The sequence below is a fragment of the Aliivibrio fischeri ATCC 7744 = JCM 18803 = DSM 507 genome (assembly GCF_023983475.1).
Lineage (GTDB): Bacteria > Pseudomonadota > Gammaproteobacteria > Enterobacterales > Vibrionaceae > Aliivibrio > Aliivibrio fischeri.
This window is the reverse complement of the sequence record NZ_CP092712.1, coordinates 1,649,548-1,665,996: the sequence shown is the minus strand read 5'-3', so window position 1 is coordinate 1,665,996 and position 16,449 is coordinate 1,649,548. Positions and strand designations below refer to the sequence as shown.

The following is a 16,449-nucleotide window of genomic DNA, read 5'->3' as shown; positions in this document are numbered from 1 at the left end:
AAGGGTATTTATTAAGTGGCGATCTTTGCTTAATAATCACCTCAGAGGCGAACCAATACATTCGTTATTTAAAGGTGACTTTAAAGATTGAGTATTAGAGAGCAGGGCAGTTAAAGGTTTATAAGTGTTATACAGATAGATTGATAGTTTAATACTCTATTTTGAGTTGTCGTGATGCGTAACGCGTAAGGCTTATTGAATACGGGAAAAGTTTTTAGCTCTACCAATCCTTAATTATTAGCCAAAAATGGCTAAATTTGCATTATTGGCTATAAATGATTGAATTTGTATTTTTAGCCAAAAACGGCTAAATTTAATTTATTAGCCAAAAATGGCTAAATCTACATTTTTATGTAAAGAGAGGAGTTTTAATGTGGAGCATATTTATAAGCCTATCGCAGTGATCAGCGGCGATATTGTCAATTCAACTAAGTTAACCTCTGAGCAATTTGAACAATTACTTAATCGAATCAAAGAGATCCAGAAATGGATTACTGAAGGGAATTCATCAAATGTACATAGTATTGAGCGTGGTGATGAGTTTCAGTCTGTAGTACATGATATTGAAAGCGCTCTGAGATACACCATTATTTATCGGCTTGGTATTAAGGCTCTTGGTAATGAGTTTGATAGCCGCATTAGTTTTGCTATTGCCTCTAATGCCGATTTACGCGAGTCGGTGTCTGAGTCAATGGGTGAAGCATTTGTTCTTTCTGGTCGAGGGTTAAAAACCTTGAAAAACGCTAGGTTACTTTTTAATTCTGACAGCTCCGAACTCGCAGAGTACTTTGACTTACTCTTTAAATATCTTGATAGACAACTCACCGAATTAACTTCGCGCCAATGTGAAGTGATTCTTCCTATGCTTCAAACTAATGAAGGTTTGCTGGTTGGTGAGCTAGCAGAAAAGCTTAATGTTGCGACCTCAACTATCAGTAAGTCACTTAAAGCTTCTGGTTGGTCATTAATTAGTGAGCTAAATCGAAAATTTATAAACAAAGTGGTGGGATTGAGGCATGTTTGATTTTTTTGGTATTCTAATACCGTTCTTGCTGATGCATATTATCTGCGATTTCTATCTACAACCAAAGCAATGGGTAGAATCAAAGAAAGAATCCACCTACCGCTCACCTGGGTTATATCTTCATTCTCTATTACACGGCATCGCATTATTAGTTCCTGTATTAATATTAGATATTGATTGGTCTTCAGCAGCTTGCTTGGTAGCTACCGTAGCTATAAGTCATTTTGCTATCGATCTGTGGAAGGTCACAGCACAGAATGGTGATAAATTTTCTTACTTTGTTATTGATCAGGTTTTGCATGTTTTTGTTCTAGCGATCATTGCTTTTTACATGGCAGATGGTCTAACTATTGATACCGTGATACAACATGAGAATTTCTCGAATGGCGTTATGGTGATTTTTGCTTACTTGATAATTCTCAAGCCGACTTCAATTGTTATTGGCAGTATTTTAAGAAAGTATCCAATATTAGGTGGAGAGAGTAATTCTAGTATTAGTGGTCTTGTCGCTGGTGGTGAGTTGATTGGTTATTTAGAACGAGTTTTAATATTGACCTTTACCCTCGTAGGGAGTTATTCAGCGGTGGGTTTTGTATTAGCAGCTAAGTCAATATTTAGATTTGGTGAATTGAATAAATCAAATGATCGAAGCATGACTGAATATGTATTGATTGGTTCAATGTTATCAGTGGTTATCACTACATTGCTCGGAACCTTAGTATCACTTGGTTTAGATGTTAAAATTAAGTGATTAGAAAGAGAGGGTGTAATCAATTTGTGGTAGAGCCAGCGACAATAAACACGTTAAGAAATAAACTGAGATTAATTCTTATAAAAGCTTGGCGAAATCCAAGCTTTTGTTGTTTTAGGGGTATTGTTAATAAAAAATCAGAAGTGAATTTTGCCTGCTTTATAAGCAAGTTATTGTAATTTAAGCCTTAGAAGGTGTTTTATCTTTAAAAATCGTGTCTTAAAAATGAAAATTTGAAATAAATTGAAATATTTAAGTGTCTAATTTGTTAACCATCACCTATATTTATTCTCAATGGAACTTGGTTCGTATAAAAAATTAATACTGAAATCAAGACATAACAACATAGGAATAATTATGAATAAATATATGGCAGAGTTTATCGGTACATTTTGGCTTGTACTGGGTGGTTGTGGTAGTGCAGTACTGGCGGCAGGGTTTCCTGAACTAGGTATCGGGTTTGTTGGTGTATCACTGGCGTTTGGTCTAACAGTATTAACCATGGCGTTTGCCATTGGTCACATTTCAGGTTGTCACTTAAACCCAGCAGTATCAGTTGGTTTATGGGTAGGTGGTCGTTTTGATGCTAAAGACTTAGTTCCATACATCGTATCTCAAGTTCTTGGTGGTATTGCAGCAGGTGGTATTTTATACCTAATCGCAAGCGGTCAAGCAGGTTTTGATCTAGCTGGTGGTTTTGCATCAAATGGTTTTGGTGAGCACTCTCCAGGTGGTTACACAATGACTGCTGCACTTATTACAGAAGTAGTATTAACGGCAATGTTCTTAATTGTGATCATGGGTGCAACAGATAGCCGTGCTCCAGCAGGTTTTGCTCCAATTGCAATTGGTCTGTGTTTAACACTTATTCACCTTATCAGTATCCCTGTAACAAATACATCAGTTAACCCGGCTCGTAGTACAGCTGTAGCGGTTTATGTTGGTGATTGGGCAACATCACAACTTTGGTTGTTCTGGGTTGCTCCGATTGTAGGTGCGGTAATTGGTGCACTTATCTATAAAGTAATGGCGAAAGAATCATAATCGCTGTTTCATTATAAACACATACAAAAATGCCGATGATTAACGTCATCGGCATTTTTATTTTTACTTCTGGTTCATCTTTTCCATTTCAGCTAAATCATACTGTCTGATATCGATTTTTGCGTAATCGTTGCAGTGTTCACAGGCGTAATATTTTGCACCGTCGCAGTATTGATGTTGCAGAACCATCGCTGGCTTTCTACACCAGTCGCAATAACCTTCTAAATTAAACATAAGACTTCTTTCTCTTTATTCTATTAAGATTTATACGTTAAATTATTGTTGTTACATTTTGATAACATATAAAGTGGTGCGAAGTATACCGAACAAGAATGATAAGTAAAGTCTGAGGCTCGTATTCCGTGTACGTTATCGTTTAATTGAATTATAAGCTTTATTAATTTCAGCAAGCATCACACCATCTGCACCGTGGTCAGGGTGATGGAGTTGAGCCAGTTTACGATATTGTTTTTTAATTTCGCTGCTCTCGCTTGCAATAGTTACCCCTAATAATTGATGAGGTGTAAACTGTGAAAGTGGTTTCTTGCCATCTAACTCAATAGTTAGTCTTTTAATTGTGGCTTCTTGAGCATCTACGCGGATCTTTAATTTGTCATTACTGTCTTGCAGCTGCTTCATTTTTTCATTTTGTAATGATTTAGCGAAACTGGTTTTAAGTGGATCGTCATTTTTAGTTCGCTTCATGGTTTGTTTAAGACGTAGAACTAAGAAGACTAACACCACAATCATAATGGCGATTAACAGGTAGCTGCCAAGAGTAATTAGAGCTGTTGGTTTTTCCATTTGAGTGATGATGATGGTTTTTGGCTCTGGCTCGACAACTTTCGGTTCTTCAGGCTGTTGTGTTGATTTCAGTTGTTCTTCTTTTTGCTGCGCCTTAATTTCTTGAAGTACACGCTCATAACCAAGCATTGCTTCGCCATGACCATTATGAGACGCAATTTGGTACCACAAAGATGCGTTATATAAATCAACAGAGCCAGAAAGACCGTATTCGTAAATTTCACCTAAATAGAATTGTGAAGGTGGGTGGTTTTGTGTTGCAGCTCGCGTAAACCAATAAATGGCTTGTTTAATGTCTTGAGCAACTCCGTAACCATTTTTGTAAATTTGTCCAAGGTTAAATTGCGCAGAGGTAAGGTCTTGCATCGCTGCTTGTTTATACCACTGAATAGAATAATCGATGTTCTTAGGACGGTTAGTACCTGATTCGTATTCCATTGCTAATTTTAATTGAGCACGAGCATCACCAGATTCCGCTTTATCTTCAAGAGAATCAGCATGAACGGTGAAACTAAAAAGCAGAACTACAGCAAGTAAAACAGAACGGATCATAAATATAAAATTATTAACAATAAAAAGGCGGCGACAGTGTAGCGAGAGGGAGATAGAAAAGTAAAGCTAAAAGGAGAGATAAGAAGATATGTAACGATGAATTTGCAGATTTACAAAAAAGCAGCCAATCTCAGCTGCTTCTTTGTTGCTTTCTTTTTATAGTTGTTCGTTTATGTATATGGTTTTTCCATCTTTAATGGTTTCTAGAATTGGAATGTCTTTTATCTTCATTGGGTCAATTTCAAGTAAGTTATCATCTAAGATCACCAAGTCGGCACGTTTTCCAACTTCAATAGAGCCTTTGCTTTTCTCTTCAAAATTTTGATACGCCGCATTAATGGTTATCGCTTCTAATGCTTGGTATGGCGTTATTTTATGATGCTCACCTAAGATTTGATTACTGCGTGTTACACGATTTACCGCACTCCACATATTGGTCATCATATCTGGAAATAACACAGGGGCATCCATGTGAATCGTAAACATCAAATCATTTGAATTTGCCCAACCCATAGGTGAGATGTTAGATGCACGCCAAGGGCCTAACACCGAATCACGATGCCAATCTCCCCAAAAGAAGGTGTGAGCAGGGAAGAAAGAAGGGATCATCTCATTTTTCTTCATACGTTTTATCTGATCTAAACGAGTGGTTTGAGCGTGGATTACTACGGTTCGGCGATCTTCTTTGCCATATTTGGCATCAGCAAGCTCAACCGCATTTAATAGGATATCTGCCGACGCATCGCCGTTACTGTGACTTAGGATCTGAGCATTGACTTGATATGCTTTATCTACCCATTGATTCATTTCCTCTTGGGTTAACACTGGGTAGCCGTGATAATCATAAGCGTGGCTGTGTGGTGGCTCAAAATACGGAGTGGAAAGGTAAGCCGTTTTACCTTGTGGTGAACCATCACCAACCATTTTAACCCCTGCTAACGTTAAGCCATTAATGGATGATTTCATCGGCAATAATGTCATTGCTTCTTCTAAATCAACCCATTTCGCATAAGCAAGCAGATCTATTTTTAGCAAATCATTCTCTGCCATGGTTTTCATTGCGTTAAGTGCAGGAAGCGTCGCTAAGCCTTCTTGTGTGGTCGTAATGCCATAACCTGCGTATAAATCCTGAACCTTACCAAAACGACGAACCGCATCTTCTTGCGTCATTTCAGGTAGGTTTCCTAAAATCGGATAAATGGCAGATTCTTCTAATACGCCAGTGAGCTCGCCATTATTATCACGGCGCAATACGCCACCATCAGGGTTCGTGCTTTGTTTAGTGAATCCAATAAAATCAAGCCCTTTGCTGTTACAACTCGCAAGGTGTCCTGATATATGTATGGCACAGAAAGGGTACTCTTTACTGAACGTATCGAAGAACTGCTTAGTTGGGTGTTGCTTCTCTTTTAGCTCGGCATCGTCATAACCAAAAGCCACATGAAGGCTGTTGGTATCAAGATTTGGTTGATTAAAGTAGTTGGTCATTATCTGTTTAATGTCATCAAACGAGTTCACCTTTCCCATTGGTGCAGGGTAAAGGAACGGGCTTTCAATTAAAGGTAAATATTGAGCAAAGTGTCCGTGACTGTCGATAAATCCCGGCGCAAGGGTTTTGCCTTTTAAATCTCTTACTTGGGTAGTGGTGCCTTTTTGTTTAAGGATCTCTTGGTTATTGCCTACCGCCACAATAATGCCATCTTTAATGGCGATAGCCTCTGCGCGATCAGATTCACCGGTCACCGTGATTATGTCACCATTGGTAAAAATCAGATCAGGTGAAGCCAATACAAAAGGTGAAACAAGAAAGCCTGCAAGTAAACTCAATGGGAACGTCTTCATAATGTCCTCTCTGTTTTTGCCATAACTAAAATTAAGTAATATCTTTTCATGTAATACCAAAACAAAGAAGTCAGTTATGATAGGGTATGCCTAACAAGATGGGTGGAAATATAAAATCAAAGGAGTGATTGAATGCATACATTAGAACAAGTGAGCGCTTTTGTTGCCGTATATGAACAAGGCTCATACAGCAGCGCAGCAAGAAAGCTTAAAAAATCTCGAACTACAGTACGTGAACATGTGGTGGCCTATGAAGATCTGTTAGGTTATTCGCTGTTTGTGATTGAAGGCAGAAAAGCCATTCCAACAGAGAAAGCTGATCATTTGTATCACCGTGCTAAGTTAGTTGAAAAACAAAATCGCTCTCTGTTTGTGCAAAGCCAAGCCTTGTACGAATCTAACGTTCATACCGTTACGATCTATTATGATGTGATCACGCCTCTCAGTTTAATTACGCACATTGAAAAACGTGTGATGGATTACAACTCAGACATCGTTATAAATTGGAAGCATCGCACTCGGCAAGAAGCAATGGATAAATTGCAAGAAGGTGAATGCGATATCGCCATCATGCCATATCGTGGGCAGTTGTTTGCAGAGAAAGAAGTCACATGGAAGGCGATAAAGCCGATCCAAGTTGGTTGTTATGCAGGCGTCAACTCACCTTTGGCATTAATTGATGATTTAAGGCTTGAAAATCTGATGCTAGAGACACAATACGTCACCGAGAACTTTGCGACCTTAAAACTGAATTTTGCCTCGATTCAGGTTTCCCCAAAAATGCACACCGTTAGTAATAACGATCTGTTGTGTGAGTTAGTAAAACAGAGCGGTTGGACAATTATGCCAAGGCACTACATGACTCCATATGTAGAGAGAAGTGAACTTGTCGAACTCAATTTAAAAGAGCTTGGTAACAATCTTTCTTTTGGTCTTAATGCTTTTTATTGTTATGGAAAACCAGATGCAGAAGTGTTTGGACTTATTCTGGAATGGATTGAGGAGTGGGGTAGTTTTTGAGCCTAGCTAACGTTATTGTGATGATGTTTTTAATTATTTCTAAATCGTAGGGGCACTCATGCTGAAGAAAATCTTGTTGGGTATTGTTTCTGTTAGTTTATTAATCGCAGCTGCTGGCGTTTATCGTTTCAATTTTACGAATGATGATATTTATGTAGTGGATGCAGAAAGTAGCTTAGATACAGAGAATAATGTGATGTTGACGTTATTTAGTATTAATACCGACGACTACTGGCAGATCCAATTGCCTAATTCTAAAGCCAAAGCTTCTCTGACAGAATTGAGAGAATATGATGATCTTCATTTGGCTACCGGAAAATATCAAAATGGTGAGGAACGTGGTTCAGTCGGTTTAGATTACTACAAAATCACGCCTTTAAATCTTGGCAATATTGACGATGAGATGATTTTCTCTGTGCCATTTTTTGTATCAAATCAAGGAACAGGCGTATTTTGGTATTTAGGGTTATTTAAATTAAATACAGAGACAGGCGAGATTAAGCAAATAGATACCTTCTTTCTTGGAGACAGAATAAAAGTAGATGAATTGAAAACAGAGGAACCATTTGATGCCACTTCTAGTCTTCATATTACTTTCCTTAAGCATAGCCAGCAGCAAAGTATGGCCGAGACACTAAGTGAGAAAGTAGAGCAGTATATAAAAGTTTCTATTGAAGGCTTTCAGAATGGTCCTCTTTCATTGAAGGAATAATACTAATGATAATAAGAGTCTATCTATTCAATTATTGAATTGTTGTAATATACTTTACAATATCTATTGATATCATTTTTATGAGAGAACTTCGATTTGGATCAATTAGGCGCTATACGAGCATTTGTACTTGTAGTACAAACAGGTAGCTTTTCAGCTGCTGCAAGAGAGCAAGGAACGACTCAAGCGACCGTGAGTAAAAAAGTTGCGGCGTTAGAAGAACTGATGGGAGTTAAATTACTGTCTCGCACAAGTCGTGAATTGTCATTAACTGAGGTTGGTCAGGACTATTTTCATCGCTGCGTGTCGATACTTAGCCAATTAGATGAAGCAGAGTCAAATGCTCGTTCTCAGATGGGAAGACCAACAGGTCAATTAAGAGTCTCCGCTCCTGTGGTATTTGGAAGGCAATTTATTAGCCCAATTTTGTCAGAGTTCTTGAAAGAGAATCCAGAATTAAACGTTGATTTACATCTTAGTGATAAACATGTTGATTTGATTACAGATAGAATTGACATTGCGATAAGAGCAAAACAATTGGAAGACTCTACGCTTATCGCTCGACATTTATTCGATAATAAAAATGAAATTAAGAGGTTAATCAAATCATGATTAAGGTGGGGAATTCTTGTTTGGTACAAAAGTCAAAGGGGAACTTACAAACTATTGCTGATTTTCATTTATCAAAGGTTAACCCTATCAGAAAAGATACTAAACCATCTTTAAATTCAATCACGCATAAATTGTTACTAGCTAAGAAGACGTTTTTAGATAAAGGATACCTACTTAATTTTTGTAATAATGATAAGAAACATCAGTCTAGGTTGCTGAAGTTTGTCGACTATTGCTCTATAAACATTAATAGGATAATCCTTGCAGAGCCAAATGTATTTAAAAATATAATCTCTGAGATAAATAAGATAGTGATACCTAGTGATTGGAACGATATTCATGGTAATAAAACTGAGTTTCATAGAATAATTAGTGAGAATGTATTTAATTACAGTGGTTATAGAAACTCAAAAGGATGTATTGATACTTACAAAAAGTTGATTGGGACACAAGCTCAATGCTTTTATTGTAATAATCATAAGATGGATGTTGTCAAATATGAATCCACTAAGGATAAGCTATTTTTTGACTTGGATCATTTTTATTTAAAGAGTAAGTATCCTTACCTTTCTTTGTCTTTCTTTAATTTGATTCCTTGCTGTGGTTTATGTAACTCTACAGTCAGGGGGAGTATTGAGTTTACCAATGATAATCATATCAATCCATATGAAAATTGTTTTGATTCAGAATATCGATTTAGACTGCCACTTGAGCAACTGGTAAAGTTAAATATTGGGTGTGATAATCCATTTTCAAGTGTAGATATTGAGTTGAGAGAAAATTCAAAACGAGTTAATGACTTCTCGGTTAGAGACCTCAAGTTGGCTGAACGATATCAAAATGAGATTACTACAATAAATAATCTAGCAATGAAGTATATTAAATATAGTTATCTAAAAGATGAGTTTTTAGATGTGTATGTTGATATGATATATGGATTGAACTACTGTGATATACCACAGTGCCCAGAATATATTTCTGTTGTACAGTTAGGTAAACTCAAAAGAGATATAATCACCCAACTTTTAGGGGAGGATTAACAGGAAATTTGGGCACATCTTGCCTTTTATCTGTCAGTTTTTCCATACTTGAGATAACCCATAGAACGCTAAATTAGCAAAGTCCTTAAGATACCTTTGCCCAAAACAACTTACCTAACTAGAAAAATGGATGCAGTTAATACCGGCATCCATTTCCATCAATTATATTCATTCTAGATATTCTCTGATTATCGAGTAAAGATAGGCCTTAAATCATCGTTACTGCAAATCATTACTCAAGCCGATCTTATTTACCATTCTTAATGCATTACTGAATATGCTGTCAGAGATACTTTTTGGAAAATCGCTTGGTAATTGTGCTTCTAATTCCTTAATGGCCTTAGGCATATTTATCGCAAATTCTTTTATTATCTCCTCCATTCTCGCAGTATCAAATCCAACAGCTTTAGCCGTATCAATAAAATGACGTGTGTATATTTTATCAATAGGATATTTCTTTCCTTTCGATGCTGTTAGTCCCATTGCCAGTTTTAGTGAGCGGATATTCATCCCTTTACCGCCTAAGATTGGGTAGGCGGATAAAATGTCATAAAAGGGCGTAAGGTGATAACTGCCTTGTGCATTAATAAAAATTGAGAAGTTTTTTGCGTGTCCATCTGTTGCACCGATTAACCATTGAAATACCTGAAATCGCATGAAAGCATCACGATCTTTTAGTGATTGGCTTGAGCCCATAAGAAGATCCATAATGATTTTTATACTTGGGCCTCCATCTGCTTCATATTTGATTGATGATGGCAATCCAAATGCTTGGCACATATCTTCTTGCGGTAATCTTAATAGCTTGGTGTTATTTTTAATCCACTTTCGATCAAATCGTTCTACAGCAATGGCTTTTATTCCATCACAATGAATTATTTCAACATTAGGTACATTGAATCCTAACTTCTTAGCTAATTGGATGCACAGGTATTCATTTTCTACACTATCACTCATATCGAGAGTTGCATTAGGTTGCTGAATTTTACCTATGGGTAATTTGATAATATGTGTTGTTGGGGTAGATGCTTTTGGTATGCACCATTCATTATTTATTTTGAGTAATGCTGTTTTTTCTTGTGCTCCGGCAACCGAAATTCGAAAGTCTGATTCATCTTCTAACATTCCTAATGGGATATTGGACTGATAGGCTGAGAGTACTTGTTTGAGCCGTGCTGGAGTTAAAACTTCATAATCCAGTTGTTTGGTATTTGGTTCTTCATCGTCAGTTAATAAAGAAATGGCTCCGACGCTGTCTTTACCAACTTCATGAAGTAAATCGAACGTTTGACGAGATTTAGCTTGGTATCTGGCAACAATTCGATCTCTGACTTCTGATAAATCAGGTAATAGGTTGTCGAAGTAATTAATAACGCAATCACTGGTTATTTTTGGATATTGTAGGGGGAGGGATAATGAAAGAGGCCTTCCTACCGTGCTTTCAATCCATGATTTATCGTATTGAAACTGATGCGCACCGTTACTGAGTTTAGTAAATTCTCCAACACGCTCACCATTCATGTATGCAATTAATACAGCCATTACCATGCCTCATCGTCTAGATTGTCTTCGTGACTTGTTGGAACTTGCTCTTGAATAATGCAATGAACTTCTAATGCATGAAGGATCTTAAAGAGTGTCTGTAACTGAGTCGTTTCAGGATGGTTCTCAAAGCTAGATAGGGTGGATTGTTTTACACCAACTTTTTTAGCAAGCTCTGTTTGAGTCAAATTGTGTTTGGTTCTAATAAGCTTTAAGTGGTTAGCTAATTGCTTTGGATTATAAATCATCATACACCCCATTATATTATGTGATATCCCCGGCAGAGGATAATTAATAATATATCCCCTATCGAGGATAAGTCAATGTATATCCCCGATCGAGGATAAAGCGGTTCTTATCCCTTGTCGGGGATAAAGTGATGCTCAAAAACGAATTACAAAATGAATCCCGTTTAAGGTTGTCTCTGAATGGTTTTCAAAGTTTGATAAACAAATCACTCCCCACCAACTTTTTTGCAAGCATCATAAAACATAGATAAACTGAGTTAACTATTCCTGATTTTCATAAGATAATGAGATGTTACTTGAAGGCATTGAAACGCTTTTAGTTTTAAGTAAAGAGAAGACAATGAGCCGTACAGGCAGCGTACTGTACCTTAGTCAATCTGCGGTGAGTAAGCGTATTACAAAACTAGAAAAGCGTTTAGGGAAAAAATTAATAGAGCCAAATGGCCGTTATGTCACGCTTACGGCTGATGCTAAATCGCTAATTGACAATATCGCTCCAACATTTAGCGAACTTTGTGGGCGCATATATGAACAACAAGCCTTAGCGAATGATTCTTTACTTAGAATTGATTGCTCTGAAACGCTTGTGGCAGGGTATTTCAGCCAAGCGCTATCAACATGTTTTCATGATGATCCAAATTTGACCGTCACAACGAATCACACGCCACGAATTGTCGAAAACGTAAAATCAGGAAAAGCCACATTAGGCCTTTGTGCTGGGTATTTACCATCTGGGCATGGGTTATTAAGCTTCCATCTTTTTGATGAACCATTTTATGTTGTTAGTAACAAACATTTGGATAAGCTACCTAATGAATTGATAACAACCGATCTGACAAACAGTGCGAATACTCATCAGTCGGTTATTTTAGAAGCCTTAAAAGTGAACCCTATAATGGAGCTAGATTCATATACCGCAGCAGCCCATTTAGCATTACAAGGGACAGCTCCGGCACTGATTCCTTTTTCGGTAATAAAAGCATTAAATATAGAAGAGCGTTATTTATATCAATATAGCGAGCTCAAACCGCTTTTTAGACCCATCTATATATGCACCAGACAAAATAATTATCGGTTAGAGCGAGTTCAAAAAGTCATTACCGCTCTTTCTGAACACATCAATATTAAGCTATGAGGCGTTATTCACATATAGCGATGCAATCGACTTCAATCTTTAATCCAAAGTGCAGTTCTCTGGTTGGTACTATGGTTCGCACCGGTTTATGGTCCATAAAGTATTCTTTGCAAATATCATTAACCGTGTCCCACATATCAATGTCTGAAATGTAGATAACCAGTTTTAATACTTGTTGAAGATCGCTTCCTGCTTCTTCAAGAATTGTGTTCAAATTATCTAATACACGACGGGTTTGTTGGCTTATATCACCGTTTATTTTTTCCCCTGTGTTTGGGTTAATTGGTAATTGGCCAGATACGTAAATTAATCCATTATGTACTATTGCTTGAGAGTAATGTCCTGCTGCTTTTAATGAATTTTTAGTTTGAATATATTTCATTATTAACCTCTCATATCATTGATTAAATGTTCAATTGAGTTTGTTGCCTTGAGTCCATTTCCGGTTACGACACCAACGGTGAGTTCGTCAGGTTTGATTTCTTGTGTTTTTATAAGCTGAGCGATTCCTGCAAATGCCGTCGCTGATGTTGGTTCGATAAAGTATCCTTGTGCCCCCATTTCTTTTAATGCTGATTGGATTTGTTGTTCACTAACACTAATAAAATTTCCATCCGTTTCTTTGACAAATTGAGCGATCTCATTCATTCGTGATGAACGCTTAATCTTAATACCCTCAGCAATGGTATCTTCTGAAGTAATGTTGATTTCTTTATTGTTAAAGGTTTGAACGAACGGCTGAATACTTTCACTTTGAATACCAAAAAGGCGAGGGAGTTTACTTATTTCTCCGCCTTTTAATAATTCAGAGAAACCGATATATGCTCCGGCGAGTAAACTTCCATTCCCTGCGGGAACAACAAAATTATCAGGAGCTTTATATCCACATTGTTCCCATATTTCATAAGCGATGGATTTGACGCCTTCGATAAATAGCGGATGCCAGTTATGCCCAACATAATGACTTCCATGAGTGACGCTGCTCTCTATTGCCGCTCGAGCAACATCTTCTCTTGTTCCTTCTACTTCAATACAGTTAGCGCCGTATAATCGGGTTTGTGTTGTCTTTCCTTTGGATGTACCAGCAGGCACAAATATATTGCATTGCATTTTTCCTTTAGCGGCATAACCGGCATAAGCACTTCCTCCATTACCGCTTGAGTCTTCAGCAATGCTCGTTATTCCATGGTTGTTAAGGTAGTTGATTACAAGAGATGCGCCTCGGTCTTTAAATGAGCCTGTTGGTTGTAGCGAATCGAGTTTAACCAGTATTGGCGTTCCTGATATTTCAGCTTGGCAAAGAGGTGTGATGGTTTCATTGAAAGTGATATTGATATCGTCTTTTTTTACTGGGAAAGCACTAGAATAGCGTCTAGGTGTGAATTCATTTTCTATGAGATCTTTTTTACTAAATGACGTTTGAGGTTTAACCCATAGGGCAGAGCCACATTCACATTTAATGAGTTCAGGTTTCGGTGCGTATTCTTTATTACACGTCATGCAGATGTATTTCATGGATGATCACTTCTAAGTTTGATGAATTAGAAGAAATATTCTACGGGCGATTTTTTTATTTTATAAAGGAAAGCTCGGTATTCGTTCTATTCCCAAATAGAATAGGAGAGAGAGGAATGGTTTATTAGTCCTTGAACAAAAAATGGATGCAGCCAAAACCACATCCATTTTCTTAATTACTCAAAGTAAAGTGACGAATTAACGTCTAGCTCTTATCCCAAATAACGCTTCTCTAGATGCGCTTTAAAGAAACTCGCATTTAACACATCACCCGTTGCTTGTTTCTATTGATTTTAGACTTTAGAACTCACTTCTATATCACATGATCTAATCATTTTGATTGTTCCATGCTTGTGTTTAGAGTATATTTAGTACCATATATTCTGAATAGAAGCCTTTGATGAAAAAACTCGAACAGTTACCTCACGCTCAAAGAGAGCGCTTAGCTTTTATTGATTTTAGCTTGAGTTATTTTGGCGAGATTGCTAGAGCAGACCTCATCGCTAAATTCCAAACAGGTTTAGCCGCTGCAACTCGTGACTTCGCCACTTACAAAGAGTTCGCTCCTTGCAACCTAGAGCTAATTCATCAATCAAAGTCTTATCATCGTACAGAGCAGTTTGTGCCTCTGTTTGAGCACGATCCAGAGACCGTATTAGTGAGCCTTGCTAGAGGTTTTGGTGATGGATTAGCGAGCCAATTGGAAAACAGCCAAGTTTGTGTTCAGGCACAGCAGTTGAATAAACCTTCAACAGATATCTTGTCAGCGGTTATGCGTGCTATCCACAAAAAGACAGCCTTAAAGATTAAGTACGTTTCCTTTAGTTCAGGCAACTCAACAAGAACAATTGTGCCTCATAGTCTTGCGAATAACGGCAGTCGTTGGCATGTTCGTGCTTATGATCGTTCGACAAGCTCTTTTCGTGATTTCGTTCTTACTCGCATGAAATCCGCGATCCTTACTTCGAACGAAATCGATAGTGCTAAAGAATCCATTTCAGCAGACAAGCAGTGGAACCGTATTGTTGATTTAACCTTTATTCCTCATCCAGCAGCAAAACACCCTGAAGCGATAGAGCTTGATTACGGCATGGTTAATGGCAAGCTTCAAGTTGAATGCCGTGCTGCGCTGGTAGGCTATTTGTTAAACCAATGGAGTGTGGATTGCTCAAGTACTTATCAATTAAACCCACTGCAATACCACTTAGCTTTGGAAGAAAGTGCAGCCATTTATGGTGTTGAGACTGCGAGTTTGGCTCCTGGTTATGAAGGTAACAGCAATGAATAATGAAGCTCAATTAAAAGCACTAGGCTTTAAGTTTGGTAATAGCGGTGCTCATACATCTCGTAGCATGATGATTGAAGAGCTAAAGATCTTATTATTTGGACGCCCTGAAAACGCAACACTTGAAGACTATAGAGAAGATATTGAAGTATTCAATGTCCTTCAAAAACCAAGCGAAAATGCGCGTAAGTACAGTTTCCAACCTCTGGCTTCAATGTATGGTTTATCACCAGATATTTTCCTATTTCAAGTGTTTCGAGATTGGTGGGAGCAACATGAGGAATCACAGCCGATTCTAGCGCTGCAACTTGCTGTGGCGAGAGATCCGTTTTTGCGTAGTTCAGCAGAAATGATTCTAAGCCTTGAGCCTGGTCAGCACCTAGCTAGAGAGACGATGGAAACGTTCTTATCGAAGGATGATCCTGAGCGTTTCAGTGCAGCATCACTAAAATCATTTGCGCAAAATATTAATGGCACCTGGACGCAAGCTGGATACCTATCTGGTAAAGCAAAGAAGTACCGTGAAATCCCAGAAGTAAGCTACGTGAACGTTGCTTATGCTCTATTTCTTGCTCACTGCCATGGGCTTAGTGGTCAACGTTTGTTCGATAGTTTTTGGTGTCGCATGTTGGCTCAAGATAAAGAGCGACTGTTTGAACTAGCACATAGAGCCTCTTTAAGAGGGTTGATTAACTTTAAACAAGCAAGTGAGATTGTTGAAGTGACTTTCCCTGGTCTAGTTATGCCCGAATTTAATGAATCTGAGGACGAATGATGTCAGATCGATTATCCAAACTACTAACAAGCTTTGAAAAACACATAAGCATTCCGTGGCCTGTTGCAGTCTCTGCTGATGAGCGAACTATCTTTTTGGTTTACCACAAAGAAGACGAGCTAAAACTACGTGCGCGTGTCGAAGAGTTCGAACAAGCGTGTGTTAAGCATGATCACCCATGGCAACTGCTAGATTTGACTCATAGTTTTGAAAACTGGATGTCAGAGCAAGATTACAAAGAAACCTACTTTGAAGATCCTGAGTATCTTAAAGGGTTATACGATGACTTCGCCGATGAGCTAGTTGAAGAACTGACAAAGAAAGTCGAGTCAAACCAATCGGAAGATGGGGTTATCACTCTATTAGGTTGTGGCTCCTTGTTTGGCTTTGCGTCTGTATCGGGCGTTGTAGAGTCGTTAGCAGAAAAGGTGACTGGTCGTTTAGTGGTTTTCTTCCCAGGTGAAGTACAAAATAACAATTATCAATTATTAGATGCGAAAGACGGTTGGGGATATCACGCAACTGCCATTTCAGCAACGTCATAAGGG

Annotated in this window: 18 protein-coding genes; 11 read left to right on the top strand and 7 right to left on the bottom strand. The window is 38.0% G+C overall.

What is annotated here, in order from left to right:
• The first annotated feature begins 373 nt into the window (after window positions 1–373).
• The 3 genes from AVFI_RS07770 to aqpZ all read left to right on the top strand — a co-directional run bounded on the left by AVFI_RS07770 (window position 374) and on the right by aqpZ (window position 2,819).
• On the top strand, window positions 374–1,024 hold the full coding sequence (locus AVFI_RS07770) for a hypothetical protein (protein WP_054775214.1): 651 nt from the start codon (window positions 374–376) through the stop codon (window positions 1,022–1,024).
• Window positions 1,017–1,775: a DUF3307 domain-containing protein gene (locus tag AVFI_RS07765; RefSeq protein ID WP_017019274.1), complete on the top strand. Its 759-nt coding sequence runs from the start codon at window positions 1,017–1,019 to the stop codon at window positions 1,773–1,775. The genes AVFI_RS07770 and AVFI_RS07765 overlap by 8 nt, the downstream gene beginning before the upstream one ends.
• 357 nt (window positions 1,776–2,132) lie before the next feature.
• A complete protein-coding gene (gene aqpZ, locus AVFI_RS07760) occupies window positions 2,133–2,819 on the top strand; it encodes an aquaporin Z (protein ID WP_005419605.1) in 687 nt (228 codons plus the stop codon).
• A 63-nt stretch (window positions 2,820–2,882) separates the two neighbouring features.
• Here aqpZ and AVFI_RS07755 read toward each other — a convergent pair whose 3' ends face one another.
• From AVFI_RS07755 to AVFI_RS07745, 3 genes are all read right to left on the bottom strand, one after another.
• Window positions 2,883–3,053, bottom strand: a complete 171-nt coding sequence (locus AVFI_RS07755; protein ID WP_011262064.1) for a hypothetical protein — start codon at window positions 3,051–3,053, stop codon at window positions 2,883–2,885.
• A 135-nt stretch (window positions 3,054–3,188) separates the two neighbouring features.
• Entirely contained in the window at window positions 3,189–4,175 is a 987-nt protein-coding gene (locus tag AVFI_RS07750; RefSeq protein WP_054775216.1) for a J domain-containing protein, read from the bottom strand.
• A 156-nt stretch (window positions 4,176–4,331) separates the two neighbouring features.
• Window positions 4,332–6,017, bottom strand: coding sequence for an amidohydrolase (locus AVFI_RS07745; protein ID WP_188863878.1), 1,686 nt, complete (start codon window positions 6,015–6,017; stop codon window positions 4,332–4,334).
• A gap of 132 nt (window positions 6,018–6,149) precedes the next feature.
• On the opposite strand from AVFI_RS07745, the gene AVFI_RS07740 reads away from it, so the two are divergent.
• From AVFI_RS07740 to AVFI_RS07725, 4 genes are all read left to right on the top strand, one after another.
• The gene (locus tag AVFI_RS07740) at window positions 6,150–7,037 is read left to right on the top strand and encodes a LysR family transcriptional regulator (protein ID WP_188863877.1); all 888 of its coding nucleotides are present in this window, start codon (window positions 6,150–6,152) and stop codon (window positions 7,035–7,037) included.
• A 58-nt stretch (window positions 7,038–7,095) separates the two neighbouring features.
• The gene (locus AVFI_RS07735) at window positions 7,096–7,749 is read left to right on the top strand and encodes a hypothetical protein (RefSeq protein WP_054775217.1); all 654 of its coding nucleotides are present in this window, start codon (window positions 7,096–7,098) and stop codon (window positions 7,747–7,749) included.
• Window positions 7,750–7,845: 96 nt separating this feature from the next.
• On the top strand, window positions 7,846–8,361 hold the full coding sequence (locus AVFI_RS07730; protein WP_236782051.1) for a LysR family transcriptional regulator: 516 nt from the start codon (window positions 7,846–7,848) through the stop codon (window positions 8,359–8,361).
• A gap of 20 nt (window positions 8,362–8,381) precedes the next feature.
• Window positions 8,382–9,401 carry a hypothetical protein gene (locus AVFI_RS07725; protein ID WP_236782052.1) on the top strand — a complete coding sequence of 340 codons (1,020 nt, stop codon included), beginning with the start codon at window positions 8,382–8,384 and terminating at the stop codon, window positions 9,399–9,401.
• Between the two features lie 219 nt (window positions 9,402–9,620).
• Here AVFI_RS07725 and AVFI_RS07720 read toward each other — a convergent pair whose 3' ends face one another.
• Window positions 9,621–10,943: a type II toxin-antitoxin system HipA family toxin gene (locus AVFI_RS07720; RefSeq protein ID WP_188863876.1), complete on the bottom strand. Its 1,323-nt coding sequence runs from the start codon at window positions 10,941–10,943 to the stop codon at window positions 9,621–9,623.
• Window positions 10,943–11,206, bottom strand: coding sequence for a type II toxin-antitoxin system antitoxin HipB (gene hipB, locus AVFI_RS07715; RefSeq protein WP_012532966.1), 264 nt, complete (start codon window positions 11,204–11,206; stop codon window positions 10,943–10,945). Before hipB ends, AVFI_RS07720 begins: the two co-directional genes overlap by 1 nt.
• Before the next feature lie 274 nt (window positions 11,207–11,480).
• Between hipB and AVFI_RS07710 the strand changes: the two genes are divergently transcribed.
• On the top strand, window positions 11,481–12,326 hold the full coding sequence (locus tag AVFI_RS07710) for a LysR family transcriptional regulator (RefSeq protein WP_017019265.1): 846 nt from the start codon (window positions 11,481–11,483) through the stop codon (window positions 12,324–12,326).
• A gap of 4 nt (window positions 12,327–12,330) precedes the next feature.
• Here the strand turns inward: AVFI_RS07710 and AVFI_RS07705 are convergent, their stop codons facing one another.
• Together AVFI_RS07705 and AVFI_RS07700 are read right to left on the bottom strand one after the other, a co-directional pair.
• A complete protein-coding gene (locus tag AVFI_RS07705; RefSeq protein ID WP_005419569.1) occupies window positions 12,331–12,708 on the bottom strand; it encodes a RidA family protein in 378 nt (125 codons plus the stop codon).
• 2 nt (window positions 12,709–12,710) lie between these two features.
• Window positions 12,711–13,841, bottom strand: a complete 1,131-nt coding sequence (locus AVFI_RS07700; protein WP_054775218.1) for a threonine synthase — start codon at window positions 13,839–13,841, stop codon at window positions 12,711–12,713.
• A gap of 400 nt (window positions 13,842–14,241) precedes the next feature.
• Here AVFI_RS07700 and AVFI_RS07695 point away from each other — a divergent pair, with 400 nt between their 5' ends.
• Genes AVFI_RS07695 through AVFI_RS07685 form a run of 3 tightly spaced genes read left to right on the top strand, consistent with a single transcriptional unit; the run spans window position 14,242 to window position 16,446 of the window.
• Window positions 14,242–15,129 carry a WYL domain-containing protein gene (locus AVFI_RS07695; protein WP_054775219.1) on the top strand — a complete coding sequence of 296 codons (888 nt, stop codon included), beginning with the start codon at window positions 14,242–14,244 and terminating at the stop codon, window positions 15,127–15,129.
• On the top strand, window positions 15,122–15,901 hold the full coding sequence (locus AVFI_RS07690) for a hypothetical protein (RefSeq protein ID WP_054775220.1): 780 nt from the start codon (window positions 15,122–15,124) through the stop codon (window positions 15,899–15,901). Before AVFI_RS07695 ends, AVFI_RS07690 begins: the two co-directional genes overlap by 8 nt.
• A complete protein-coding gene (locus AVFI_RS07685) occupies window positions 15,901–16,446 on the top strand; it encodes a BREX protein BrxB domain-containing protein (protein ID WP_054775221.1) in 546 nt (181 codons plus the stop codon). Before AVFI_RS07690 ends, AVFI_RS07685 begins: the two co-directional genes overlap by 1 nt.
• The last annotated feature ends 3 nt before the right edge of the window (window positions 16,447–16,449 follow it).

Bases quoted from the DNA above. Each gene is read 5' to 3' on its own strand.
- AVFI_RS07765 (WP_017019274.1), top strand. From the start codon at position 1,017: ATGTTTGATTTTTTTGGTATTCTAATACCGTTCTTGCTGATGCATATT.
- aqpZ (WP_005419605.1), top strand. From the start codon at position 2,133: ATGAATAAATATATGGCAGAGTTTATCGGTACATTTTGGCTTGTACTG.
- AVFI_RS07755 (WP_011262064.1), bottom strand. From the start codon at position 3,053: ATGTTTAATTTAGAAGGTTATTGCGACTGGTGTAGAAAGCCAGCGATG.
- AVFI_RS07750 (WP_054775216.1), bottom strand. From the start codon at position 4,175: ATGATCCGTTCTGTTTTACTTGCTGTAGTTCTGCTTTTTAGTTTCACC.
- AVFI_RS07745 (WP_188863878.1), bottom strand. From the start codon at position 6,017: ATGAAGACGTTCCCATTGAGTTTACTTGCAGGCTTTCTTGTTTCACCT.
- AVFI_RS07740 (WP_188863877.1), top strand. From the start codon at position 6,150: ATGCATACATTAGAACAAGTGAGCGCTTTTGTTGCCGTATATGAACAA.
- AVFI_RS07735 (WP_054775217.1), top strand. From the start codon at position 7,096: ATGCTGAAGAAAATCTTGTTGGGTATTGTTTCTGTTAGTTTATTAATC.
- AVFI_RS07720 (WP_188863876.1), bottom strand. From the start codon at position 10,943: ATGGCTGTATTAATTGCATACATGAATGGTGAGCGTGTTGGAGAATTT.
- AVFI_RS07710 (WP_017019265.1), top strand. From the start codon at position 11,481: ATGTTACTTGAAGGCATTGAAACGCTTTTAGTTTTAAGTAAAGAGAAG.
- AVFI_RS07705 (WP_005419569.1), bottom strand. From the start codon at position 12,708: ATGAAATATATTCAAACTAAAAATTCATTAAAAGCAGCAGGACATTAC.
- AVFI_RS07700 (WP_054775218.1), bottom strand. From the start codon at position 13,841: ATGAAATACATCTGCATGACGTGTAATAAAGAATACGCACCGAAACCT.
- AVFI_RS07695 (WP_054775219.1), top strand. From the start codon at position 14,242: ATGAAAAAACTCGAACAGTTACCTCACGCTCAAAGAGAGCGCTTAGCT.
- AVFI_RS07690 (WP_054775220.1), top strand. From the start codon at position 15,122: ATGAATAATGAAGCTCAATTAAAAGCACTAGGCTTTAAGTTTGGTAAT.
- AVFI_RS07685 (WP_054775221.1), top strand. From the start codon at position 15,901: ATGTCAGATCGATTATCCAAACTACTAACAAGCTTTGAAAAACACATA.